This is a genomic window from Actinosynnema sp. NPDC059797, from assembly GCF_042732085.1.
In the GTDB taxonomy this organism is placed as follows: Bacteria; Actinomycetota; Actinomycetes; order Mycobacteriales; family Pseudonocardiaceae; genus Actinosynnema.
The window spans coordinates 1-24,055 of the sequence record NZ_JBHWIE010000102.1 but is presented as its reverse complement, the minus strand read 5'-3'; the positions used below and the strand labels follow the sequence as shown (position 1 = coordinate 24,055).

The 24,055-nt window shown below is 74.0% G+C and carries 12 protein-coding genes and 2 pseudogenes; 3 read left to right on the top strand and 11 right to left on the bottom strand.

The genetic code is table 11. The features are described 5' to 3' along the window. The 3 genes and pseudogenes from ACFV4N_RS22465 to ACFV4N_RS22455 all read right to left on the bottom strand — a co-directional run. A pseudogene (locus tag ACFV4N_RS22465) lies at nt 1-491 on the bottom strand (IS5 family transposase); the annotation flags it as partial. 196 nt (nt 492-687) lie between these two features. Next, nucleotides 688-1,071: a hypothetical protein gene (locus tag ACFV4N_RS22460; RefSeq protein WP_499674526.1), complete on the bottom strand. Its 384-nt coding sequence runs from the start codon at nt 1,069-1,071 to the stop codon at nt 688-690. Nucleotides 1,072-1,124: 53 nt separating this feature from the next. Continuing rightward, the gene (locus tag ACFV4N_RS22455; protein ID WP_499674525.1) at nt 1,125-1,604 is read right to left on the bottom strand and encodes a GbsR/MarR family transcriptional regulator; all 480 of its coding nucleotides are present in this window, start codon (nt 1,602-1,604) and stop codon (nt 1,125-1,127) included. Between the two features lie 118 nt (nt 1,605-1,722). Here ACFV4N_RS22455 and ACFV4N_RS22450 point away from each other — a divergent pair, with 118 nt between their 5' ends. After that, nucleotides 1,723-2,637: an ABC transporter ATP-binding protein gene (locus ACFV4N_RS22450; protein ID WP_499674524.1), complete on the top strand. Its 915-nt coding sequence runs from the start codon at nt 1,723-1,725 to the stop codon at nt 2,635-2,637. After that, complete coding sequence (locus ACFV4N_RS22445) at nt 2,634-4,223, top strand: ABC transporter permease (RefSeq protein ID WP_499674523.1); 1,590 nt, start codon at nt 2,634-2,636, stop codon at nt 4,221-4,223. The genes ACFV4N_RS22450 and ACFV4N_RS22445 overlap by 4 nt, the downstream gene beginning before the upstream one ends. Here ACFV4N_RS22445 and ACFV4N_RS22440 read toward each other — a convergent pair. Next, nucleotides 4,168-5,076, bottom strand: coding sequence for a LysR family transcriptional regulator (locus ACFV4N_RS22440; protein WP_499674522.1), 909 nt, complete (start codon nt 5,074-5,076; stop codon nt 4,168-4,170). The genes ACFV4N_RS22445 and ACFV4N_RS22440 overlap by 56 nt on opposite strands. On the opposite strand from ACFV4N_RS22440, the pseudogene ACFV4N_RS22435 reads away from it, so the two are divergent. Then, nucleotides 5,020-5,891: pseudogene (locus ACFV4N_RS22435) on the top strand (SDR family oxidoreductase). The gene ACFV4N_RS22440 and the pseudogene ACFV4N_RS22435 sit on opposite strands and share 57 nt — an antisense overlap. Before the next feature lie 63 nt (nt 5,892-5,954). Here the strand turns inward: ACFV4N_RS22435 and ACFV4N_RS22430 are convergent. The 7 genes from ACFV4N_RS22430 to ACFV4N_RS22400 all read right to left on the bottom strand — a co-directional run bounded on the left by ACFV4N_RS22430 (nt 5,955) and on the right by ACFV4N_RS22400 (nt 24,014). Continuing rightward, nucleotides 5,955-6,743 carry a thioesterase II family protein gene (locus ACFV4N_RS22430; RefSeq protein WP_499674521.1) on the bottom strand — a complete coding sequence of 263 codons (789 nt, stop codon included), beginning with the start codon at nt 6,741-6,743 and terminating at the stop codon, nt 5,955-5,957. Nucleotides 6,744-6,753: 10 nt separating this feature from the next. Further along, a complete protein-coding gene (locus ACFV4N_RS22425) occupies nt 6,754-7,245 on the bottom strand; it encodes a nuclear transport factor 2 family protein (protein WP_499674520.1) in 492 nt (163 codons plus the stop codon). Between the two features lie 76 nt (nt 7,246-7,321). Further along, nucleotides 7,322-8,155: a mycofactocin-coupled SDR family oxidoreductase gene (locus ACFV4N_RS22420; protein WP_499674519.1), complete on the bottom strand. Its 834-nt coding sequence runs from the start codon at nt 8,153-8,155 to the stop codon at nt 7,322-7,324. Between the two features lie 64 nt (nt 8,156-8,219). After that, a complete protein-coding gene (locus ACFV4N_RS22415) occupies nt 8,220-8,642 on the bottom strand; it encodes an allene oxide cyclase barrel-like domain-containing protein (protein ID WP_499674518.1) in 423 nt (140 codons plus the stop codon). Between the two features lie 27 nt (nt 8,643-8,669). Then, entirely contained in the window at nt 8,670-9,029 is a 360-nt protein-coding gene (locus tag ACFV4N_RS22410; protein WP_499674517.1) for a nuclear transport factor 2 family protein, read from the bottom strand. Between the two features lie 38 nt (nt 9,030-9,067). Continuing rightward, nucleotides 9,068-10,321: a cytochrome P450 family protein gene (locus ACFV4N_RS22405; RefSeq protein ID WP_499674516.1), complete on the bottom strand. Its 1,254-nt coding sequence runs from the start codon at nt 10,319-10,321 to the stop codon at nt 9,068-9,070. A gap of 37 nt (nt 10,322-10,358) precedes the next feature. Continuing rightward, nucleotides 10,359-24,014, bottom strand: a complete 13,656-nt coding sequence (locus ACFV4N_RS22400) for a type I polyketide synthase (protein WP_499674515.1) — start codon at nt 24,012-24,014, stop codon at nt 10,359-10,361. Nucleotides 24,015-24,055 lie beyond the last annotated feature (41 nt).

Genomic DNA, 24,055 nt, shown 5'->3' with positions numbered 1-24,055 from the left:
CGATCGACAGGGGTCGGCCGTGGCCGTCGCAGGCCAGGTGGATCTTGGTGGTGGGTCCGCCTCGGGAGCGGCCGATGGCATGATCACCTGGCTCGCTGTGCCCGCCGCACGACCCGAACGCCCCCTGTGTGGGCGACGGTCGGGCTCGTGCGGCGGGCTCCGGCGGCATGCTGATGCGCCCGCACGATGCTGGAGTCGACCGAGACCTCGCGATCCAACTCGTCGACCGCCTCGGCGATCACCCGGACCTTCGCCACCAACGTGGTGAGGGTTCCGTTGCGCGACCAGCGCCAGAACCGGTTGTAGACCGTCTTCCACGGCCCGTACCGTTCCGGCAGGTCACGCCACGCCACCCCGGTCTTGGCCTTGAACAACATCCCGTTGATCACCCGACGGTCGTCCACCCGCGGACGCCCCTTCACACCCGAGGCGGGCAACAGCGGCTCGATCGCCCGCCACTGCTCATCGGTCAACTCGTGCCTGCGGATCACGACCCAAGATCAAAGCAGATCAACCGCACCCGCTTTGAGGACAGGCCCTAGTGCCCTGAGTCGTTGATTCGTTGCAGGTTGTTGTGATGGCTCGTCGTGGACCTGCGTTACCCGAGGGCGAGCCGCCTGCTCGAGCGCCGCCTCCAACTGGCCGGCTGACCCGCACGGCCAAGGCGAACACCAAGATCGCCGCACGTCACCGGGACGTGGCCATGCGGGTGAACCCGGTCAGCCGCGGGGTGATGGTCGTCGGGAACGGCTCGCCGCTCGGCGTTCGCAGGCCCGCGCGCACCTGCTCCCCCGGCGCGCCGAACACTTCGAACCGCTCGACCGTGCAGTGCTCCATCACCTCGCGGATGTGGGGATCGGAGAGCTGCCAGTGCTCCAGCACGGACTCGTCGTCGGCGTAGAGCTGGAAGCTGTGCGCCCGCATGGCTTCGGCGTCGATGAACACCTCCACCATCAACTGCGGGCCGTGGTCGCGGACGAAGGCGACGGCCTTGACGACGGCCGCGCGGAACTCGTCCAGGTGGCCCTCACGGATGCGCATGGTGTTGTGGAAGAGGAGTGTTCCGGTCATGCCGGTGACGCTACGACCTCCAGTGCACTGGAGATCAAGGTCGCCCGACAGGTCTACGTGCCCGGCGAATCCAGTTCCTCCCACTTGCGCATGAGCTGCGGGATCTCCTCGCGCAGGAAGGCGAAGAAGCGCTCGGTCCGCGCCAGGCGGGCGCCCACCTCGGTTTCCGGGCCGAAGATCTTCGTGCCTTCGCGGGCGACGTCCTCGAAACGCCGGTACACGGTGTCGCTCGAGGTCAGGGCCTCGAACCAAGCCACTTGGTGGACCCCGTAGTGGTCGCGGCGCTGTCCGGGGTCCCGTTCGCGGATCGCCATGCCGGTGCGCAGGAGGTAGTTGATGCCGCCGGAGATGGCTGACGGGCCGACGCCGAGCAGGTCGGCGAGTTCGGCCGCGGTGCGCTTGCCGGTCGGGGACACCAGGAGCGCGGAGAACACGCGAGCGGCCATCCGCGGGTAGCCGGAGTCGGACAGGACCACGGCGAACCGCTCGAGGAAGCGCCCCTCCTCGCCGTCCTGGCTGGTTCCGTCGCTCACGCCTGCGTTCTCCCTCCGCTCCCCTCGCGGAGAGCCTAGCGCTCGGTCGCGCCGGCCCGCCGTGGTGCATACTTCACAAGTTTCATGAATTTCGTGAACTAAGTGTAGAGTGCGCGTCATGACGAACGTGATCTCCGTGTCCGGGCTGGTCAAGACGTTCGGCCGGACCAGGGCGCTCGACGGTCTCGACCTGACCGTCCGGGCCGGCGAGGTGCACGGTTTCCTCGGACCGAACGGTGCGGGGAAGTCCACGACCATCCGGGTCCTGCTGGGACAGCTGCGGGCGGATGGCGGTCAGGCCCGGCTGCTCGGCGGCGACCCGTGGGCCGACGCGACGGAGTTGCACCGCCGGCTCGCTCACGTGCCCGGAGACGTGACGCTGTGGCCGGACCTGACCGGTGGCGAGGTGATCGACCTGCTCGGCCGGTTGCGTGGCGGGATCGACCGGCGGCGCAAAGCCGACCTGCTGGACCGGTTCGAGCTGGACCCGCGCAAGAAAGGCCGCGCCTACTCGAAGGGCAACCGGCAGAAGGTGGCCCTGGTCGCCGCGTTGGCGTCCGACGTGGAGCTGCTGGTGCTGGACGAGCCGACCTCGGGGCTGGACCCGCTGATGGAGGCCGTGTTCCAGGAGTGCGTCGCCGACGAGCGGCACCGCGGGCGGACGGTGCTGCTGTCCAGCCACGTCCTGTCCGAGGTCGAAGCCCTGTGCGACCGAGTCAGCATCATCCGGCGCGGCCGCACCGTGGAGTCCGGCACGCTCGCCGAGCTGCGCCGGCTCACCCGCACCACCGTCACGGCCGAGCTGACCGGAGCGGTGCCGGGGCTCGGGGACGTGCCCGGGGTGCACGCCCTCGAGGTGGACGGTCGCCGGGTGCGCTGCCAGGTCGACGGCGACGGGCTGGCGGAGTTGATGCGGCGGCTGGCCGCGGCCGGCATCCGGAACCTGATCAGCCGGCCGCCCACGCTGGAGGAGCTGTTCCTGCGCCACTACGGGGACGACCTGCGCGCCGAGCAGGAGGTGGCGGTCCGATGACCGCGCTGACCGGCGTCGGCACGCTCGTCCGGTTGATCGTCCGCCGGGACCGGGTGCGGATCCCGGCCTGGTTCGGCCTTGCCGCGTTGTTCGCGATCGGGGTGCTGGCATCGGTGCAGGGCGCCTACCCGACCGAGGCGGCACGCCTCGAGTTCTTCCGCATCACCAACGACAACCCGGTTCAGCTGATGATGATCGGCCCGATCTTCGACCCGTCCGCGGCGGGCATCGGCGCCTGGCGGATCCGCGGGCAGGTCGCGCTGCTGCTGTCGCTGGCGAGCCTGTTGCTGGTCATCCGGCACACCAGGGCGGAGGAGGAGTCCGGCCGGGGCGAACTGCTCGGTTCGACCGTGGTGGGCAGGCACGCCGTGCCGGCCGCGGCCCTGCTCGTCGCGATCGCCGCGAACCTGGGTTCGGCCCTCCTGATGGTGGTGGGCTTCACCGTCCAAGGGCTCCCGGTGGGCGGGTCGTTGGTCCTCGCCCTGTCATTCGCCGCCGCCGGCTGCGTCGCCGCCGCGCTCGCCGCGCTGACGGCGCAACTCACCTCGAGTTCCAGGGCCGCCACCGGTCTCGCCGCCGGAGGCGTGGGCTTCTGGTACGCGGTCCGGGCGATCGCCGACGCGAACGGGACCTCGTGGCTGCGGTGGGCGTCCCCGTTCGGCTGGACCCAGGAGATGCGTCCGTTCGCCGGCGACCGGTGGTGGCCGCTGCCGCTCGTCGCCGGGCTGGTGGTGTTGCTCGTGGCGGCGGCCTGCGCGATCTCCGCGCGCCGCGACCTCGGCACCGGGATCCTGCCCGCCCGGCTCGGTCCGGCCACCGCGGCCCCCCGGCTGCGATCGGCGTTGGCCCTCGCCTGGCGGTTGCACCGCGGCGTGCTGATCGCCTGGGCGGTCGCCGTCACGGCGTTCGGCGCCGTCCTCGGCACCACCGCCGACACCATCACCGACCAGGTCGACGACAGCCAGGCGCTGCGCGACCTGATGTCGCAGCTGGGCGGCGGCGGTCGTCCGGTGGACAGCTTCTTCGCGCTGATCATCTACCTGCTGAGCCAGGTGGTGACGATCCACGCGATCCAGGCGACCCTCCGGCTGCGCGCCGAAGAGCTGTCCGCCCGCGCCGATGCCGTCCTCAGTGGACCGGTCAGCCGGGTGCGCTGGATGGGCGGGCACCTGCTCGTGGCGGCGGGGGGCACGATCGTCGTGCTGGCGGGCCTCGGGCTCGGCATGGGCCTGGTCTACGGCCTGGCCACCGGCGACGTGGCCGCCGAGCTGCCGCCGCTGCTCGCCGCCGCCGTGGTCCGGGCACCCGCGATCCTGGTGCTGGCCGCCATCGCCGCGGCGCTGTACGGCGTCGCGCCCCGCTTCGCCGCACCCGTCGCCTACGCCGCGCTCGGCGTGTGCTTCCTCCTCGAGTTCGCCGTGGCCTACGGCGGTGCCGGCGAGCGCCTCCTGTGGATCTCCCCGTTCGCGCGGACCCCGGCGCTGCCCGGCGCGGAGTTCGCCGTCGTCCCGCTGCTCTGGTTCGTCGTCGTCACGGCCGGCCTGGTGACCGCGGGGATGGTCGGTTTCCGTCGACGTGACCTGTGACCGGTGCGATCGCCGAGTCGCGGGGTGGCCGCACGGAGGTTGCGGCGCGGATGAAGGCGGCGACCTGGCGGGAGGTTGACTCCCGGTGCCAGGCGATCACGAGGGTGGCCTGCTCGGCGTCGAGGACAGGACGGCTGACCGTACCGGGTGGCAGGCGATCACGGATCGATTCCGGCAGCACCGCGACCATCCGCCCGAGCCGGACGAGTTGCAGCAGTTGGTCGGTGTCGGTGACGAGGTGACCGGTCACCTCGGGGCGGGACTCCGGCCAGCGGGGCTGGGTCCCGCCGCGCAGGTCGGCCATCGACACCTCGGTGCGGGCGGTCAGGGGGTGGCCGTCCGGGAGCACCACGACCTGGCCTTCGACGTGGAGGTCTTCGCTGTCCAGGCCGCTCAGGTCGTTCTGCGGCCGGTGGAGCAGCGCGAGGTCGGCGCGGCCGTCGCGGACCATCGCGGCGCGTTCGCCGACGCTGAAGGCGAGATCGACCGGAACGGCGTCGGGGGTGGCGGCGTAGCGGTCCAGGATCGGCTGCAACAGGTCGGCGTCGCTGCCGGGTTTGAGCGCCAGGACCAGCCGCGGAGTGGTCGCCGCCGCCCTTCGCGCACGGCGCACCGCGGCGGCCACGGCATCCAGTGCGACGCGCCCCTCGGCCAGGAACACCTCCCCGGCCGCCGTGAGCCGGACCCCGCGACTGGTGCGGTCCAGCAGGGTGAGGCCCATCCGCTGTTCGAGCAGGCGGATCGCCCGGGACAGGGGTGGCTGGGCGATGCCCAGCCGCTGGGCGGCCCGCCCGAAGTGCAGTTCCTCGGCGACCGCGACGAAGTAGCGCAGTTCCCGGGTCTGGACGTCCATACCCGGAGGGTATCGAGCGAGATCAGCCCGGTCCTGGCCCGGGGGAACACCGGGTGGTTCGCTGATCAGGTGAGTGCTGACGCAACGATTGCCCTGGTCACGGGGGCGAACAAGGGGATCGGGCGGGCCGTCGCGGGTGAGCTCGCGAGGCTCGGGATGACGGTGGTGGTTGGTGCCCGGGACCCGGAGAAGGGCGCCGAGGCGGTGGCCGAGATCAGCGCGGCGGGTGGTGTCGCGCACCCGATCGGCCTCGACGTGACCGACCACGCGGGGTGAGCGCGGCGGCCGAGCAGCTCGCCGAGCGGTTCGGCCGGCTGGACGTGCTGGTCAACAACGCCGGCATCTCCGGCGACCTCGGGGCGCAGGCGCCGGGCTCCGCACACCTCGACGGGGTGCGGGCGGTGTTCGAGACGAACCTGTTCGGTGTCGTCACCGTGACCGAGGCGATGCTCCCGCTGCTGCGCCGTTCGGCCGCGGCGCGGATCGTGAACGTCTCCAGCGGCACCTCGTCGATGACGTGGACGACCGATGCCACCCACTACCTGAGCCGGATGCCGGGTTCGCTGGGCTATCCGGTGTCGAAGGCGGCGCTGAACATGCTCACGGTGCAGTACGCGAAAGCGCTGTCACGCGGAGGGATCCTGGTGAACGCGGTCGCGCCCGGCGCGTGCGACACGGACTTCGCCAAGGGCCTGCCGTTCGAGCTGACCCGGACCGCGGCCGAGGGCGCCGCGATCGTGGTGCGGCTGGCCACGCTCGGGCGGGAGTGCCCGACGGGCGGCTTCTTCGACGACGACGGCAGACTGCCTTGGTGAAGGGGTCGGCCGCCCCCGCGCCTTCGTACTGGACGTACGGAGGCGCGGGGCGGCCCGCGGGCATCACCTCGGCTCTCGGGTACCGCCGGGACGGAGGGTCCGGAGCAAGCGCCTGACGCAGCCGGCCACCTCGGCGAGGTGCTCGTGCAGGAAGAAATGACCTCCGGCCAGGACCTTGACCTCGAAGGACCGCGTCGTGTGCCGTCGCCAGGCGCTCGCCTCCTCGAACGACACGCTCGGGTCGCGGTCCCCGGTCATCGCCACGATCGGCACGTCCAACACCGCTCCCGTCGTCGGCGCGCGGTAGGTCGCGATCGCCCGGTAGTCGCCGCGGATCACCGGGAGGATCAGGCGCCTCATCTCGTCGTCGTCCAGGAGGGCCGGGTCGGTCCCGCCCAGCTTCCGGAGGTCGGCGATGATGCTGTCGTCGTCGTCCGCGTAGGCGCTCTGGTCGCGGTGGCACGACGGGGCGCGGCGCCCGGAGGCGAACAACGCGAGCGGCGCGCGTCGATCACCTCGCTCCAGGCGGCGCGCCACCTCGAACGCCACCACCGCACCCATGCTGTGACCGAGGAGTGCGAGTGGCTGCGCCTCCCACGGGACCAGCGCCTCGCAGATCTCGTCGGCGAGGCGGCCGATGTCCTCGATCACCGGCTCGTGCCGGCGGTCCTGCCGCCCCGGGTACTGGACCCCGAGCACCGGGACGTCCGGTTCGAGCGAGCTCGCCAGCGAGTGGAAGTACCCCGCCGAGCCGCCCGCGAAGGGGAAGCAGACGAGGTGTGCCCGACTGCGCGGGACCGGGTCTCGCAGTGGCCTGATCCAGGATCCGCCATCCGTGGTCGATGCGCGCACGTTCCTTCTCTCAGGCCGTGGCGGCTGTCCGGTCCGCCGGACCGGCGCCGTCCTCCGGGAGTTGGAAGTTGCCGGCTTCCGGCCTGGTCAGCGGGATCACCTTGCGGCTGGCGAACTTCCACGTCCCGTTCTCGCGGACGTACTGGTCCTGGTAGTACGCGGTGGCCCGCGAGGTCCCGCCGGCCCGCACGTCACCCTGGGCGAAGACGGTGCAGGTGCCGGATGCCCTGGTTCCGGAGATCTCGTTGATGACGTGGTTGGTCGTCAGGTGGCAGAGGTTCTCCATCTGCCCGTAGATGTCGACCTCGAAGTGGTGTCGGATCTCGTCCTTCCCGGTGGCCTTCCCCAGCCCGAAGTCCTCCTCGTCGAAGACCGGGCTCTCGTCGCTCCACAGCTCCATGAGGAGGTCGATCTGGCGGGTGTCGAGCCGATAGGCGTACTTGGCCGTCAACTCGATGATGTCGAGTCGGTCGACCAGCGACGAGAGTGCGTTCTCGGTCATGGTGAAACGGCCTCCGGTGATGTGTTCGTGCTGCGGGATTTCGGCTCACGTTCCGCCCGTGGGCCAGTGGCGGTTCTTAGCGCATCTTGTTGGGGATCATCATCCCGGCGTCCACGGGGAGGGCGATCCCGGTGACGTGCCGCGCCTCGTCCGAGGCCAGGTACAGCACCGCGTCGCTGATCCCCCGCGAGTCCATCCAGCCGACGGGCAGCGCGCTCATCCCCTTCATCGCGTTGTCCGCGTCCTCGGGCGTCGGGTCGGGGATCTCGGGCAGGAAGAGCTTCCGCATCGTGGCGTTGTTGACCATCGGCGTGTCGACGTTCCCCGGGTTCACCGAATTGACGCGGATGTTGTGGTGCGCCAGTTCCGCGGCCAGGGCGCGCATCAGCCCGACCACGCCGTGCTTGGACGCGGTGTAGTGCGCCATGGTCGGCACGCCGATCAACCCCGACACCGAGCTGATGAAGACGATCGAGCCGCCCCCACCCCGTTCGATCATGTGGGGGATCACCGCTTTGACGGTCTTCCACGATCCCGTCAGGTTGACGTCGATCATCTCCTGCCAGGTCTCCTCGGTGAGTTCCCAGGCGAACCCGAAGCTCGAGATCCCGGCGTTCGCGCACACGACGTCGATGTGGCCGAACTCGGCGATCGCCTCGTCGACCACGTCCTGCAACGCCTTGAGGTCGCGCGTGTCCGCCTGGCGCGCGATGACCCGTCGGCCCAGCTGTTCGACCGCCTGCGCCGTCGCCGCGAGGTCCTGGCTGCCCGATCCCGGGTACGGTGCGCTCTCCACGTCCGCGCACAGGTCGACGGCCACGATGTCCGCCCCCTCCTGGGCGAGGCGCACCGCGTGCGAACGCCCCATCCCCCGCGCGGCCCCGGTGATCAGCGCGACTTTTCCGGCCATCCGGCTCACTTGTGAACCTCCACGTCAGGGGAAGGAATATCGAGATCCGCGGTCGCGGAGTCGTTCACTCGGCGGCCGCGAACATGATCAGCTTGACCTCGGCGCCCTCTTCCTGGCCGAGGTTCCTGGGGCGCCAGGCCATGAAACCGTTCTGGCCGAGGTACCGGCCGCTGACGCCCACGCTCGGGTAGTAGGCCCAGTTCCCGGACAGGAGGGACCCCATGTCGATCCACCCGGCGACCCGGATCGTGCCGGACCCGTCCTCGAAGACGACCTCGTTGGTCAGGTAGGCCATGAACTGCTGGTCGGATTCCCGCCGGTAGAGGACCTTGAACCCGCCCGAGGTGGTGGCCACCTTCTCACCGGACCTGGTGAACAGGGCGTGCTCGTAGGTGCCGCTCTGGCCGACGTGGATGTTCTGCAGGTCCTCGATGTCGGTGGTGGCGTTGACCGTCGTCTCGACCAGGTCCTCGTAGCTGTTGATCACAATCTCTTCCTTTCCCGGGTGGGCGTTTCAGATCTTGCGGTAGACGTCTTTGAGGACGATTTTCCCGTCCCTCAGGACGAACAGGTCGACGCCGCGGTTGACCACTTTTCCGTCGGTGGTCTCCACGGTCCACCGGACCAGTGCCAGGTCCTCGCCGACCATGATCGGCGGTTCGAACCTGCCGTCGACGCCGGAGGCGATCATCTTTTCGCGCATCGCGTTCAAATTGGTGATCAGGTCGCCGATCTGGTCCTTGGTGTGGACCGTCCCGAGCCCGTCCCCGTCGGGCGTGATCCACCGCCCGTCGTCGGCGAAGCAGTCGACGGCGGTCTCGATGTCGCCGGCACCCGAACTGGTGAAGAATCGGTCGAGCACTTCCGCTGACACAGGTCGGCTCCATTCTCTTCGTGGCAGGGGTTTCCGGGTCACGCGTACAACCTCACCGGCAGCCGTTCCAGGCCGCGGAACTGCAGGGTGTAGCGCCAGGTCAGCTGGTCCAGCGGCGCGGCCGCCTCCCAGCGCGGGAACGCGGTCAGCAGGCGGTCCAGCACGATCCGGCCCTCCAGCCGTGCCAGCGGCGCGCCGACGCAGTGGTGGATGCCGTGGCCGAAGGCCAGGTGCGCGGCGGCGTTGCGGCGCACGTCCAAGCGGTCCGGTTCCGCGAAGCGGTCCGGGTCGCGGTTCGCCGAGCACAGCGCCAGGAACACCACCTCGCCGGCGGGGACGACGGTGTCGCCGATCTCCACGGGTTCGGTGGTGTAGCGCAACGTGGAGAGGTTCAGCGGGCTTTCGTAGCGGAGGAACTCCTCCACCGCGTTCGGGATCAGGGAGGCGTCCCCGCGCAGCAGCTCCAGCTGTTCGGGGTGCTCCAACAAGGCGTGCACCGAGCTGCTGATCAGGTTCGCGGTGGTCTCGTACCCCGCGTTCATCATCAGGAAGATGGTGGAGAGCAGCTCGGGCTCGTCGAACCGCTCCTCGTCGTCCGGGTCGAGCATCGCGTTGATCAGGTCGTCCGCGGTGTCGTGGCCGCTCACCTTCTCGGCGATCAGGCCCCGGAAGTACTCCAGCGACGCCATGTACGCCCCGTACTTCTCCGACGGCTCCGAATCGACGGCGGTCAGCGTGCGGTTCCACCGGCGGAGGTCGTGGTGGGCGGCGCGGGGCACGCCGAGCAGTTCGCCGATCACCGCGATGGGGATGGCCATCGCCACCGACTCCACCAGGTCGACCTCTGCTCCGCTGGGGATCGAATCGAGCACCTGGTCGGTGATCTCCTCGATCCGCGGGCGCAGGTCCTCGGTGCGGCGCATCGTGAACGCCCTGCCGAACACCCGGCGCAACCGCGAGTGCCGCGGCGGATCGCTGAACAGCATGCTCTCCGACGTGATCGCCTGGCCCGAGACGTCCTCCGTGCTGTGCTCGGCGATGACGGGCGCGGCGCCCCCGGCCGCTTTCGAGAGCCTGGGGTCGGCCAGCAGCCGGCGCACGTCGCCGTACTCGGTGACCAGCCACGCGCGCAGGCCCGTGCTCAACGTCTTGATGACGAGCCGCCGGGGGCCCGACCCGGCGCGCATCTCGCGGTAGGTCAGGTACGGGTCCTGGATGAAGTCCCAGCTCAGCAGGTCGGTTTCGGCGGATGTCCCGGTGCCGGGCGTGCCGATCCCGGTGGAGTCGGTCATGGGGTGTCCTCTGTCGTCGAGGGTCGGGGCGACGGGATCAACTGCCGGAACCGCCCAGTTCCCGGTTGATGAAGTCGAACAGCTCGTCGTCGTCGGCGTTCGCGATGAGCCGGCTCTGCTCGGAACGGCCGGCTTGGCCGGCGAGCGCGGCGGCCATCTTCTGGACCCGTCGCAGCACCTGGTCCTTGGCCGCCTCGTCGACGCGGTCGTCCGCCGTCACCGCCGAGAGCACCTCCTCCAGCCGGTCCAGCTCGGCCAGCGCGGACTCGGCCTGGTCGGCGTCCTCGCCGAACATCGCCGTCCGCAGGTAGTCGCGCAGCGCCAGGGAGGTCGGGTGGTCGTAGGTGAGCGTCGCCGGCAGCGCCAGGCCCGTCGCCGCGACGAGCCGGTTGCGCAGCTCGACCGCGGAGAGGGAGTCGAAACCCAGTTCCACGAACGCCTTGGTCGGCGGCAGGGCGTCGGTCGAGCCGTGACCGAGCGCCTCGGCCACCTGCGCCCGCACCAGCTCCAGCAGCGCGGCGTCGCGTTCCTCCCCGTCCAGGGCGCCCAGCCGGGCCCACGACCGGGTCTCGCCGTCCGGTTCGGCGGGCCGATCCGCCGCGGCGGCCGGCGGGAACGCCGCCCGGTACTCGGGCAGGTCGCTGATCACCGCGCACTTGACGGCGCCCGCGGTCGCCCTGGTGAACCGGGTCCAGTCGACGTGGGTCACGGCGATGTAGGTCTCGTCGTGGTCCAGCGCCCGCCGCAGCCCGGCCAGCGACTGGCCGGGGTCCATCGGGTGCAGGCCCCGGCGGCCCGCCCGGTCGGTCGCGCCGGTGTCGTCGGCCATGCCCCCGCCGGCCAGCAGGCCCCAGCCGATCGTCGTGGCCGGCAGGCCGCGCGCCCGCCGGTGGTGGGCCAGGGCGTCGAGGAAGGCGTTCCCCGCCGCGTAGTGCGACTGGCCGGGCGAGCCGACGAGGCCGGCGGCCGAGGAGAACAGCACGAAGGCCGAGAGGTCCAGGTCCCGGGTCAGCTCGTGGAGGTTCCACGCCCCGTCCACCTTGGGCCGCAGGACGTTGTCCAGCCGGTCGAGGGTCAGCTCGGTGATGACGCCGTCGTTGGCCACCCCCGCGCTGTGGAACACGGCCGTCAGCGGCAGGTCGTCGGGGAGGTCCGCGAGCACGGCCCCCACCTCGTCCCGGTCGGCGACGTCGCAGGCGGCGATGGTCACCGCGGCCCCCAGGGCGGTCAGCTCGGCTTCGAGCTCGACGGCGCCCGGCGCTCCCCGGCCCCGGCGGGAGGTGAGCACGAGGTGGGGCGCGCCCTGCTCGGCCAGCCAGCGCGCGGTGCGGGCGCCCAGGCCGGTGAGGCCGCCGGTGACCAGCACGCTGCCCGCCGGTCGCCAGTTCCGGCGCGGCGGCTCGTCCGGGTCGGCGCGGACCAGCCGGCCGCCTAGGACGGCGCCGTCCCGCAGCGCCGCCTGTTCGCCGGTGCCGCCGTCGCCCAGCAGGCGGACCAGCGCGGCCGTCGAGGCGTCGTCGGGGGTGACCGGCAGGTCGACCAGACCGCCCCAGCGGTCGGGGTGTTCCAGGGCGAGGGTCCGCCCGAGGCCCCAGAGCAGGGCCTGGTCGGGGTGGTCGAGGTCGTCGCCGGGGGCGACGTGCACCGCGCCGCTGGTGAGGCACCACAGGGGTGCGTCGATCCCGCGGTCCGCCAGTGCCTGGACCAGGCCCACCGTGGCGGCCAGGCCGACCGGCACGCCGGGGTGCCCCGGGACGCGGGACCGCTCCAGCGCGAGCAACGAGACCACCCCGGCGAGCGGCGGCTCGCCGAGCCGGGTCGCCAGCGCGGCCCGGTCCAGCTGGTGCTCGCCGACCTCCAGGTGACGGACCTCGGCCCCGGCGGCGGTCATCGCCGCTCCGATCGGCGCGACCCAGGGGTCGTCGCGGTGCCCGGCGGGCACCACCAGCAACCAGGTGCCGGTGAGGGCGCCCTCGGGGCGGGTCGGCACGGGCCGCCAGCCCAGCCGGTACCGCCAGCCGTCCACCACCGCCTTCTCCCGTTGGTCGAGGCGCCACCGGGCCAGTGCGGGCAGCACGGCGCCGAGGCCGTCCCGTTCCCCGGTGGACAGCTCGGCGCTCAGCGCGTCGAGGTCGCCCCGTTCCACCAACCCCCAGAACCGGCTGTCCACGGCGTCCGGGTCGGCCGCTGCCGCGGCCGGTGTCGCGGGCGCGTCCGGCCAGTAGCGCCGGTGCTGGAACGCGTAGGTCGGCAGCGGGGTCCGCGCCGCGCCGGCCGCGGGGAACAGGGCAGGCCAGTCCACCTCGACCCCGGCGGTGAACAGGGCGCCCAGTCCGGCGAGCACGGATTCGGTCTCCGGCCGGCCTCGCCGGAGGCTGGGCACGGCGACGACGCCCTCACCGGCCGCGCACTCGCGGACCAGGCCGGTCAGGACCGCGTCCGGCCCCAGCTCCAGGAAGCGGGTCACGCCGCCGGCCCGGAGTTCGGCGACCGCGTCGGCGAACCGCACCGCGTTCCGGACGTGCTGGACCCAGTACTCGGGGGTGGCCACGTCGCCGCCGGTCATCGGTGTGCGCGGCGGCCGGAACTCCAGGCCGTCGAGCGCGGCCCGGAACTCCCCCAGCACGGGGTCCATGAGCGGGGAGTGGAACGCGTGGCTGACGGCCAGCCGCTTCGTGCGGTACCCGGCGTCGGCGAGGCGTCGCCCGAGGTCGTCCACGGCGGCCTCGGCGCCGGAGACGACCACCGACTCCGGGGAGTTGACCGCGGCGATCCAGACGGACCCCGCCCCTTCCGCGAGCAGCGCGGCCACGACGTCCTCACCGGCGTTCACGGACATCATGGCCCCGCCCGGTGGGAGCGCCTGCATGAGCCGGGCCCGCGTGGTCACCAGCGCGCAGGCGTCGGCCAGCGACAGCACGCCCGACACGTGGGCGGCGGTGATCTCGCCGACGGAGTGGCCGGTGACGAAGTCGGGCCGGACGCCCCAGGACTCGAACAGCCGGAAGAGGGCCACTTCGACCGCGAACAGCGCGGGTTGGGCGAACTCCGTGGTGTTCAGCCGGGCGTCGTCCTCGTCGAGGACGATGTCCTTCAGCGCGGGGTCCAGTGCCGCGCACGCGTCGTCGAACGCGGCGGCGAAGACCGGGAAGTGGCGGTGGAGTTCGCGGCCCATCCCGGCGCGTTGCGCCCCCTGGCCGGTGAACACGACGGCCAGGCCGCCGCTGCCGGCCACGCCGGCGGCGTCCGCGCCGGGTGCGGTGGGGTCGTCGGCGTACGCCGCGAGTCGCTCGCGCAGCTGCTCGCGGTCGGCGGCGAGCACCACCGCCCGGTGGTCGTGGACCGCGCGGTCGGTCACCAGCGCTCGCGCGACGTCGGCCAACGCCGGTTCGGGCAGGTCGGTGACGTGGTCGCGCAGGCGCGCCGCCTGGGCGCGCAGGGCCGCCGGTCCCCGGGCCGACAGCACGAACGGCTGCACCGGCCTGGTCGCGGCGCCCTCGTCCGGGGTCGGGGCCGGCGCCGGCGGCGGCGCGGGGAGGTCGTCGGGCGCCTGTTCCAGGATGACGTGCGCGTTGGTCCCGCTGAGGCTGAACGCGGACACGCCCGCCCGGCGCGGACGGCCCCGGTCGGGCCAGTCGCGGGCCCGGTCCAGCAGCGCCACCCCGCCGGAGGACCAGTCGACCTCGGGTGACGGGGTCTCGGCGTGGAGGGTCCGGGGCAGCACGCCGTGCCGCATCGCCATGATCATCTTGATGGCCCCGGCGGCGCCGGCGGCGGCCTGCGAGTGCCCGATGTTCGACTTGACCGACCCCAGCCACAGGGGGCCGTCGGGCTCGCGGTCGCGCCCGTAGGTGGCCAGGAGGGCCTGCGCCTCGATGGGATCGCCGAGGCGGGTCCCGGTGCCGTGCCCCTCCACCGCGTCGACCTCGCGCGCCGACAGCCCGGCGTTGGCCAGCGCGGCGCGGATGACCCGTTGCTGCGACGGGCCGCTGGGCGCGGTGAGGCCGTTCGAGGCGCCGTCCTGGTTGACCGCCGAGCCGGCCAGGACGGCCAGCACGCGGTGGTGGTTGCGGCGGGCGTCGGAGAGCCGCTCCAGCACGAGCAGGCCCACGCCCTCGGCCCACCCGGTGCCGTCCGCCCCGGCGCCGAAGGCCCGGCACCGACCGTCCGGGGACAGGCCCCGCTGCCGCGCCATCTCCACGAACATGCCGGGGGTGGCCATCGTGGCGACACCGCCGGCCAGCGCCAGCGAGCACTCGCCCGAGCGCAGCGCCTGGGCCGCCAGGTGCATGGCCACCAGCGAGGACGAGCACGCCGTGTCGATGGAGACGGACGGCCCCTCGAACCCGAACTCGTAGGACAGCCGCCCGGAGATGATGCTGGCCGCGTTGCCGGTCAGCACCCGGCCGCCGAAGTCGCGGGGGTCCTGGGCCAGCAGGGCCGGGTAGTCGCTCCCGTTCGCGCCCACGAACACCCCGACCGGGCCGCCGCGCAGGGCGGAGGGGACGATGCCGGCGTCCTCGAACGACTCCCAGGCCGTCTCCAGCAGCAACCGCTGCTGCGGGTCGATGGCGATGGCCTCGCGCGGCGAGATGCCGAAGAAGTCGGAGTCGAACCCGGCCAGGTGGTCGAGGAACCCGCCACCCCGGGCGTACGTCGTGCCGGGGCGTTCGGGGTCCGGGTCGTAGAGGTGGGCCAGGTCCCAACCGCGGTCGGCCGGGAAACCGGTGATCGCGTCGCGGCCCTCGACCACCAGCCGCCACAGCTCGTCCGGCGAGTCCACCCCGCCGGGGTACCGGCAGGCCATGCCGACGACCACGATCGGGTCGTCACCGGTCACGGCGACGCGCCCGGTCGGAACGGCCTCGGCGGTGTCGGCCTCGTCGCCCACCAGCGCGGACCGGAGGAACGCGGCCAGCGCCTCGGGGGTGGGGTGGTCGAACACCAGGGTGGCCGGCAGCCGCAGCCCGGTGGCCGCGGTCAGCCGGTTGCGCAGTTCGACCGAGGTGAGCGAGTCGAACCCGACCTCGTGGAAGGCGCGGGTCATGTCGATCGCCGCGCCGCTCGGGTGGCCGAGCACGGCGGCGACCTGCTCGCGCACCAGTTCGCCGATGGCCTTGACCTGGTCGGCGACGGGGGCGCCGACCAGTCGCGCCACCTCCGGTCCCGCGACCGACGGGCGCGCCGGGCGCCGGGCCGGGCGCCGCACCAGGCCGCGCAGCAGGGCGGGCACCTCGCCCGCCGACCGCACGGCGGCCAGGTCGAGGTGGGCGGCCATCACGTTCGGGCGGGCCAGGTCGGTCGCCGCGGCCAGCAGTTCGAGGCCCCGGGCGGTCGCCAGCGGCACCATCCCGCCCCGCCCCATGCGGGCCACGTCGGCCGCGCCGAGGTTCTCGGTCATCCCGCTGTCCTCGCCCCACCAGCCCCAGCTGATCGAGACCGCGGGGAGGCCGTGGCGGTGCCGCTCGACGGCCAGCGCGTCGAGGAAGGCGTTGGCGGCGGCGTAGTTGGCCTGGCCCGGCGCGCCGAAGGGCGCGGCGGAGGAGGAGAACAGCACGAACGCGGAGAGGTCCAGCTCCCGGGTCAGCTCGTGCAGGTGCCACGCGCCGTCGACCTTGGGCGCCAGCACCGCGTCGACCCGGTCGCCGGTCAGGGCGCCGAACACGCCGTCGTCCAGCACGCCGGCGCAGTGCACCACCGCGGTGAGCGGGGACCCGGGCGCCACCGAGCGCACCACGGCCGCGACCTGTTCGCGGTCGGCGACGTCGCAGGCGAGGACGCGGACCTCGGCGCCGAGTTCGGCCAGTTCGGCGGCGAGGCGGGCGGTCCGGGGCGAGTCGGGGCCCTGCCGGGAGGTCAGCACCAGGTGCCGCGCGTGGTGCTCGGTGACGAGGTACCGGGCCACGTGCCCGGCCAGCGCACCCGAGGCGCCGGTGATCAGCACGGTCCCGGCCGACCACGGGGTGGCCCGCGCGGCGTCGGTGGTGCCCGGGCGGGCCAGCCTCGGGGCCCGGAGCACGCCGTCGCGCACCGAGACCTCCGGCTCACCCGACTCCACGGCCGCGTGCAGCGCCGCGGTGGTGATCGCGTCGGCGCCGGCCTCGACGAGGACGATGCGGTCGGGGTGCTCCGACTGCGCCGAGCGCAGCAGGCCCCGCACCGCCGCGCCGGTCAGGCCGTCGGTCGTCACGACCGCCAGCCGCGAGGACTCCCAGCGGGGATCGGCCAGCCACAGCTGCACCGAGCGCAGCACGCCGTTCACCGCCGCGTGGACGTCGGCGGGGACGTCGGGCCCCTCCCCCGGCACCGACACCGCCACGAGGGGCGGGACCCCGGCTCCCCCGTCCCACCCGGACACCAGCTCGGCCAGCTCCAGCGGGCCGTCCAGCACGGTGACCCCGGGGCGGGGCGCGGTGTCGTCGACCCGGCCGCACTCGACCCACTCGACCTCGAACAGCGAGTCGTCGCGGGGAGCGGCGGCGGCGCGGAGCCGGTCGGCGGACACCGAGCGCGAGGACAGCGCCGCCACGCCGAGGACCGGGGCACCGGTCTCGTCGAAGGCGTCCAGGGCGACCGCGTCGCCGGCCGCCGGCCGGACCCGGACGCGCAGCGCGGTCGCGCCCCGGGCGAACAGCCGCGCACCCGCCCAGGAGAACGGCACCAGGCCACGGGGGGTTTCGGAGGTGAGGGCCCGCAGCACGCCGCCGTGCAGACCGGCGTCCAGCAACGCCGGGTGCACGCCGAAGCGCTCGACGTCGGTCCCGCCGCTCGGAAGCTCCACCTCGGTGTACAGCTCCTCGCCGCGCCGCCAGCAGGCCACCAGCCCCTGGAACGTCGGCCCGTAGTCGTGGCCCGCGCCGGCGAACAGGTCGTAAGCGCCGGTGACGTCGACGACCTCGGCTCCCCGCGGCGGCCACTCGGTGAGCGGATCGGGGCTCGGCGCGCCCTTCGCCACGGACACCGTCCCGGTGGCGTGCCGCGTCCAGGGGAGGTCGTCGGCGTCGCCGTCCGGGCGGGCGGAGATCGTCACCTTCCGGTGGCCGCCCTCGTCGGGGGCTTCCACCAGGACCTGCAGCGCGACCGCGCCCGACGCGGCGATCAGCAGCGGGGACTCGATCGTCAGCTCGTCCAGCAGGTCGCAGCCGACCTGCTCGGCGGCCCGCAGCGCCAGGTCCACGAAGGCGGTGCCGGGCAGCAGGGCCTGCTCGAACAGCACGTGCTCCCGCAGCCACGGCTGGGTCCGCGGCGCCAGCCGGCCGGTCAGCAGCACGGCGTCACCGCCGGCCACCTCCACACCGGCCAGCAGCAGCGGGTGGTCGAGCGGGTCGAGGCCGACCGCGGCGAGGTCCACCGGCGGTTCGGGGGCGTCGAGCCAGTACCGCTGGTGCTGGAACGCGTACGTGGGCAGCGAGGTGCGCCCGGCCCCGGTGCCGTCGAACAGGGCCGGCCAGGCGACCTCCACCCCGGCGGCGAACAGCGCGCCGAGCCCGGTGAGCGCCGTGTCGGCTTCGTCGTGGTCCCGGCGCAGGCCGGGGACCGCGACGACGTCCGGCTCGTCGAGGCACTGGCGGATCGCGCCGGTCAAGGGCGCGTCGGGCCCGATCTCGAGGAACCGCGTGACGCCGGCGCCGCGCAGTTCGGTCACCCTGTCGGCGAACCGCACCGCGTCCCGCACGTGCCGCACCCAGTACTCCGGGTCCGCCACCTCGTCACCGCCCACCATGGGGATACGGGGCGGCTGGAACTCCAGGCCGCGGACCACGGCGCGGAACTCGTCGAGCATCGGGTCCATCAGCGGCGAGTGGAACGCGTGGCTGACGACGAGCCGCTTCGCGCGGTGCCCGTCCTCGGTCAGGCGCCGCACGATCCGGGTGACGGCCGGTTCGAGCCCGGAGAGCACCACCGAACCGGGGGTGTTGACCGCCGCGATCGACACCGAGTCGGCGTGCTCGGCGACCAGCGGGGCCACCACCTCCTCGCCGGCGGTCACCGAGACCATCACCCCGCCCGGGTCGAGCCGCCCCATCAGCCGGCCCCGCTCGGACACCAGCCGGCACGCGTCCGGCAGCGACAGCACGCCGGCGACGTGCGCGGCCGCGACCTCGCCCACCGAGTGACCGGTGAGGAAGTCCGGCCGGACGCCCCAGGACTCGAACAGCCGGAACAGCGCGACCTCGACCGCGAACAGCGCGGGCTGGGCGATCTCCGTGGCGTCGAGCCGGTCGCCGCCGTCGCCGAGGACGGCCTCGCGGACCGCGGGGTCCAACTGCTCGCACGCCCGGTCGAACGCGTCCGCGAAGACCGGGAACCGCCGGTGCAGCTGCGCGCCCATGCCGGGGTGTTGCGCGCCCTGACCGGTGAACACCATCGCCAGCGAGCCGCGCCGGGCCACGCCGGCTCCCCCGCCCTCGCGGGCGAACACCGCCAACCGCTCCAGGGCCTGCTCGCGGTCGCGGGCGAGCAGGACCACCCGGTGGTCGTGGGCGGCCCGGTCGGCCACCAGGGAGCGGGCCACGTCCGCCAGCGCCACCTCGGGCCGGTCGCGCAGGTGGGCGGCCAGTCGGTCGGCCTGGCCCCGCAGGGCCTCCGGCCCGCGGGCCGACAGCACGAGCGGCCAGGCCGGCGGGGACGCGGCGTCGTCGGGGGCCGGGGCGGCGGGCTCGGCCGGAGCGGCGGGCTCGGCCGGTGGCTGTTCCAGGATGACGTGCGCGTTGGTCCCGCTGACGCCGAAGGAGGACACCCCCGCCCGGCGGGGCCGCCCGCGATCCGGCCACTCCCGGGCCCGGTCGAGCAGCGAGACCGCGCCCGACGACCAGTCCACCCGCGACGACGGGGTCTCCGCGTGCAGGGTCTTGGGCAGGATCCCGTGCCGCATCGCCAGGACCATCTTGATGGTGCCGGCGATGCCCGCCGCCGCCTGGGTGTGGCCGATGTTCGACTTGATCGACCCCAGCCACAGCGGCGCGTCCTCGGTGTGCTCGCTGCCGTAGGTGGCCAACAGCGCCTGGGCCTCGATCGGGTCGCCCAGCCGGGTGCCCGTGCCGTGGCCCTCGACCACGTCCACGTCGGAGGCGGACAACCCGGCGTTGGCCAGGGCCTGGCGGATCACGCGCTGCTGGGACGGACCGTTGGGCGCGGTCAGCCCGTTCGACGCGCCGTCCTGGTTCAGCGCCGAGCCGGCCACCAGCGCCAGCACCCGGTGGCCGTTGCGCCGCGCGTCGGACAGCCGCTCCAGCACGACCAGGCCCACGCCCTCGGACCAGCCGGTGCCGTCCGCGCCCTCGCCGTACGCCCGGCACCGACCGTCCGGGGCGTTCGCGCGCAGCCGGCTGTACTCGACGTACAGCTCGGGCGACGCCATCACCGTCACGCCGCCGGCCAGCGCGAGCGAGCACTCGCCCGAGCGCAGCGCCTGCGCCGCGAAGTGCAGGCTGACCAGCGAGGACGAGCAGGCCGTGTCCACCGTCACCGCGGGGCCCTCGAAGCCGAACTCGTAGGCCACCCGACCCGACGCGATGCTGCCGGCGCTGCCGTTGCCCAGGTAGCCCTCGAACTCCTCGGGCTTGGTGTGCAGCCGCGAGCTGTAGTCGTGGTACATCAGCCCGACGAACACGCCGGTCGGGCCGCCCCTCAGCGAGGTGGGGTCGATGCCCGCGTTCTCCAGGGACTCCCAGGCCGTTTCCAGCAACAGCCGCTGCTGCGGGTCGATCGTGATCGCCTCGCGCGGCGAGATGCCGAAGAACCCGGGGTCGAACCGGTCGGCGTCGTACAGGAAGCCGCCCTCGCGGGTGTAGGTGGTCCCGAAGTGCTCGGGGTCCGGGTGGTAGAGCTCGTCGACGTCCCAGCCGCGGTTGGCGGGGAAGGGGCCGATCACGTCCCGCCCCTGAGCGACGAGGTCCCACAGCTCGTCGGGCGAGCTGACCCCGCCGGGGAAGCGGCAGGCCATGCCCACGATCGCGATCGGGTCGTCCCCGGTCGCGGTCGCGGTGACGACCGGTCGGGCCGGTGCGGTCGCCCCGCCGCCGACCTCGCCCCGCACGAACTCGACCAGGGCGGCCGGCGAGGGGTAGTCGAAGATCAGCGTGGCCGGCAGCCGCAGCCCGGTCGCCGCGGTGAGCCGGTTGCGCAGCTCCACCGCGGTCAGCGAGTCGAACCCCAGCGCGGTGAAGGGCTGCCGGTCGTCGATGGCGCTGCCCGACGGGTGCCCGAGCACGGCCGCGGCGTGGGTGCGCACCAGCTCGGCGACGACCCGGTCGCGCTCGGCCGGTTCCAGTGCCGCCAGGCCCTCGCGGGACCCGGCGGCCAGGTGCGGTTCGACGACCCGCCGCGCCGGGCGGCGCACCAGCCCGCGCAGCAGCCCCGGGACCGCGGTCGCGGTGGACAGGCCGGCGAGGTCGAACGGGGCGGCGACGACGCGCCCCCGTCGGCGGGCGGCCGCGTCGAACAGGGCGAGGCCGAAGTCGTTGTCCACCGGGCGGATGCCGGTGCGGGCCATCCTGGCCCGGTCCTGGGTCCCGAGGTGGCTGCCCATCCCGCTGGCCTCGGCCCACCAGCCCCAGGCGATCGACACCGCCGGCAGGCCCAGCCCGCGCCGGTGGTCGGCCAGCTCGTCCAGGAACGCGTTGGCCGCCGCGTAGTTCGCCTGGCCGGCGGCGCCGAACGCCGCCGCGGCCGAGGAGAACAGCACGAACGCCGACAGGCCGGCGTCCCGGGTGGCCTCGTGCAGGTGCCAGGCGCCGTCCACCTTGGGCCGCAGCACCGCGTCCACCCGGTCGGGGGTCAGCGAGCCCACGGTCGCGTCGTCGAGCACGCCCGCGCAGTGCACCACGGCGCTGAGCGGGAACTCCGGCGGCACCGAGCCGACGAGGTCCACCACCTCCTGGCGGATGGCCAGGTCGCACGCCGCCACCCGCACCGAGGCGCCCGCCGCGGTCAGCCGCTCGACCAGCTCACCGGCGCCGGGAGCGGCAGGACCCCGCCGCGACACCAGCAGCAGCCGCCGCACCCCGCACTCGGTGACGAGGTGCTCGGCCACCAGCCCGGCCAGCACCCCGGACGCCCCGGTCAGCAGCACGGTCCCCGTGCCCCACACCGACTCCTGCTCGCCGTCCGCGGGCCCGGCGGGATCCGGGAGCGCCTCGGCGGCGGCCCTGGTCAGCCGGGGCGACCACAGCCGCCCGTCCCGGACCGAGACCTCCGGCTCACCCGACGCGATCGCGGCCCGGACGAGCGCCTCCACCGACCGCTCCCCGACCGGCTCCGGGCCGGTGGACGCCTGCTCGACGAGGACCACCCGCCCCGGGTCCTCCGACTGCGCGGAGCGCACCAGACCGGCCACCGCCGCGCCCACGAGCCCGCCGCCGGTCACCACGACCAGCTTCGACCGCTCCCACCGGGCATCGGCGAGCCAGTCCTGGAGCACCCGCAGCGTGCCGTTCACCGCGGTGCGCACCGACTCGACCACCGACCCGGGCGCCGGGAGGCCGGGAACGCGCAGCACCGCCAGGTCGGGCAGCGGCGCGCCACCGTCCACCGCCGCGCCGAGGGCGGCCAGGTCGAACGGCGTCACCCAGCCGATCGACCCTTCAACGCCCGCCCCCGGACCGGCGTCGGCCGATCCGCACGGCACCCAGCCCAGCTCGAACAGCGCGTCCCCGTGCGCCGAGCCGACGTCGCGCAACTGCTCGGCGGACACCTCGCGGGCGACCAGGGAGTCCACCTTCAGCACCGGGCGGCCGGTGGTGTCGAACCCGTCCACCGACCACGAGGACGACCCCGCCGGGGAGAACACGAGCCGCAGCGCCGCGGCGCCCGAGGCGAGCAGCCGCACCCCGGACCACAGGAAGGGCGCCCGCACGCCGACGGCGGCCGGGTCGGCCCGCGACGGGTCGAGCTGGTCCACGGCGAGGCTGTGCTGGCCGGTGTCCAGCAGGGCCGGGTGCAGGCCGAAGCGCACCGCGTCGGCCGCGAGCCCCTCGGGCAGCTCCGCCTCGGCGAAGACCTGGTCACCCTTCCGCCACGCCTTGCGCAACCCGGTGAAGGCGGGGCCGTAGTGGTAGCCGAGCTCGTGGAGCCGTTCGTAGGACCCGGCGACGTCCAGTTCGGTCGCCCCGGTCGGCGGCCAGGGCGAGTCCGCCGGCCACGGCGCCGGTTCCGGGTCGTCGCCGGGCACCGCGCTCCCCCGCGCGTGCCGCGTCCACGGGGCGCCCGCGGCCTCGCCGGGTTCCGCCGAGCGGGAGTACACCTCCAGGGTGCGGCGGCCGTCGCCGTCGGGAGCGCCGACGAGCACCTGGACCGCCACGTCGTGCCGGCTCGGCAGGACCAGCGGCGCTTCGAGGGTCAGCTCCTCCAGCCGGCCGAGGCCCGCCTCGTCGGCCGCGCGGATCGCCAGTTCGAGGAACGCCGTGCCGGGCAGCAGCGGCCGGTCGAACAGCGCGTGGTCGACGAGCCACGGGTGGGCGCGCGGCGAGAGCCGGCTGGTGAACAGGAGGCCGGCGTCCCCCGCCAGCGCCACCTTGGCGCCGAGCAGGGGGTGGTCGACCCGGTCGAGGCCGGCGGCGGCCGGGTCGCCCGGCGCGGACGCCGACGCCGTCGGCCAGTAGCGCTGCCGCTGGAAGGCGTAGGTCGGCAGTTCCACCCGCCGCGCCCCGGTGCCGGCGAAGGCCGCGGACCAGTCCACGGTGAGCCCGGCCCGCCACGCGGCGGCCACCGACCGCAGGAACGCGTCGGGGTCGTCCTCGCCGCGGCGGAGGGTCGCCAACGTGGTCACCTCGACGCCGCCGTCCTCGGCGGTCTCCTGGATGGAGGGGGCCAGCAGCGGGTGCGGGGCCACCTCCAGCAGCACGCGGTGGTCGTCGGCCAGCAGCGCGGCGACGGTGTCGTGGAACCGCACCGGCCGCACGAGGTTGGTCAACCAGTACCGGCCGTCGAGCTCGGCGCCCTCCACCCGGCGGGCGAGCGTCGTGGAGTAGTACGGCACCGAGGCGGTGGCCGGGCGGATGTCGGCCAGCAGCGCGAGGAGCTCGTCCTCGACCACCGCCATGTGCGGGGAGTGCGTCGGGTAGTCCATCGGGATGGGACGCGCGCGGGCACCGGCGGCCTCGTACTCGGCCCGCAACGCGGCCACCAGGTCGGCCGGACCCGTCAGGACGACCGATCGCGGGCCGTTGACCGCGCTGACGTGCACGCCGGCCAGCCGTTCGACCCGGTCGCGCACCTGCTCGACCGGCAGCCCGACCCAGAGCGTGGCGTACCCGCTCACCCGGCCGGACACGCGCGCCCGCGCGGTCAGGACCCTGGCCGCGTCGGCGAGGGTGAGGATGCCGGCGATGTGCGCGGCCGCGACCTCGCCCACCGAGTGCGCGATCACGGCGGCGGGCACCACCCCGCGGGAGATCCACAGCCGGGCGAGCGAGACCATGACCGCGAACAGCGCCGACTGGACCTGCTCGGCGTGGTCCAGGCCGTCCGCGCCGTCCGCGCCGGCCAGGAGGTCGCGCAGGGTGCGGCCGTGCCAGTCCGCGTGAGGCGCGAGCGCCGCCTCGCACTCCGCCATGGACGCGGCGAAGACCGGCGAGGAGTCCCACAGCCGCAGGGCCATCCCGGCGTACTGCCCGCCCTGTCCCGGGAACACGAACACCGGGTCGGTGCCGCCGGAGCCGACGGGTCCGGCGACCGGGGTGGCGCCGGCCACCAGGTCGTCCAGCCCCGACAGCAGTTCGGTGAGGTCGGAGC

What these genes read in the sequence shown, in the direction of transcription:
- ACFV4N_RS22450 (WP_499674524.1), top strand. Translation starts at nt 1,723, where the DNA reads ATGACGAACGTGATCTCCGTGTCCGGGCTGGTCAAGACGTTCGGCCGG.
- ACFV4N_RS22445 (WP_499674523.1), top strand. Translation starts at nt 2,634, where the DNA reads ATGACCGCGCTGACCGGCGTCGGCACGCTCGTCCGGTTGATCGTCCGC.
- ACFV4N_RS22440 (WP_499674522.1), bottom strand. Translation starts at nt 5,076, where the DNA reads ATGGACGTCCAGACCCGGGAACTGCGCTACTTCGTCGCGGTCGCCGAG.
- ACFV4N_RS22405 (WP_499674516.1), bottom strand. Translation starts at nt 10,321, where the DNA reads ATGACCGACTCCACCGGGATCGGCACGCCCGGCACCGGGACATCCGCC.
- ACFV4N_RS22460 (WP_499674526.1), bottom strand. Translation starts at nt 1,071, where the DNA reads ATGACCGGAACACTCCTCTTCCACAACACCATGCGCATCCGTGAGGGC.
- ACFV4N_RS22425 (WP_499674520.1), bottom strand. Translation starts at nt 7,245, where the DNA reads ATGACCGAGAACGCACTCTCGTCGCTGGTCGACCGACTCGACATCATC.
- ACFV4N_RS22420 (WP_499674519.1), bottom strand. Translation starts at nt 8,155, where the DNA reads ATGGCCGGAAAAGTCGCGCTGATCACCGGGGCCGCGCGGGGGATGGGG.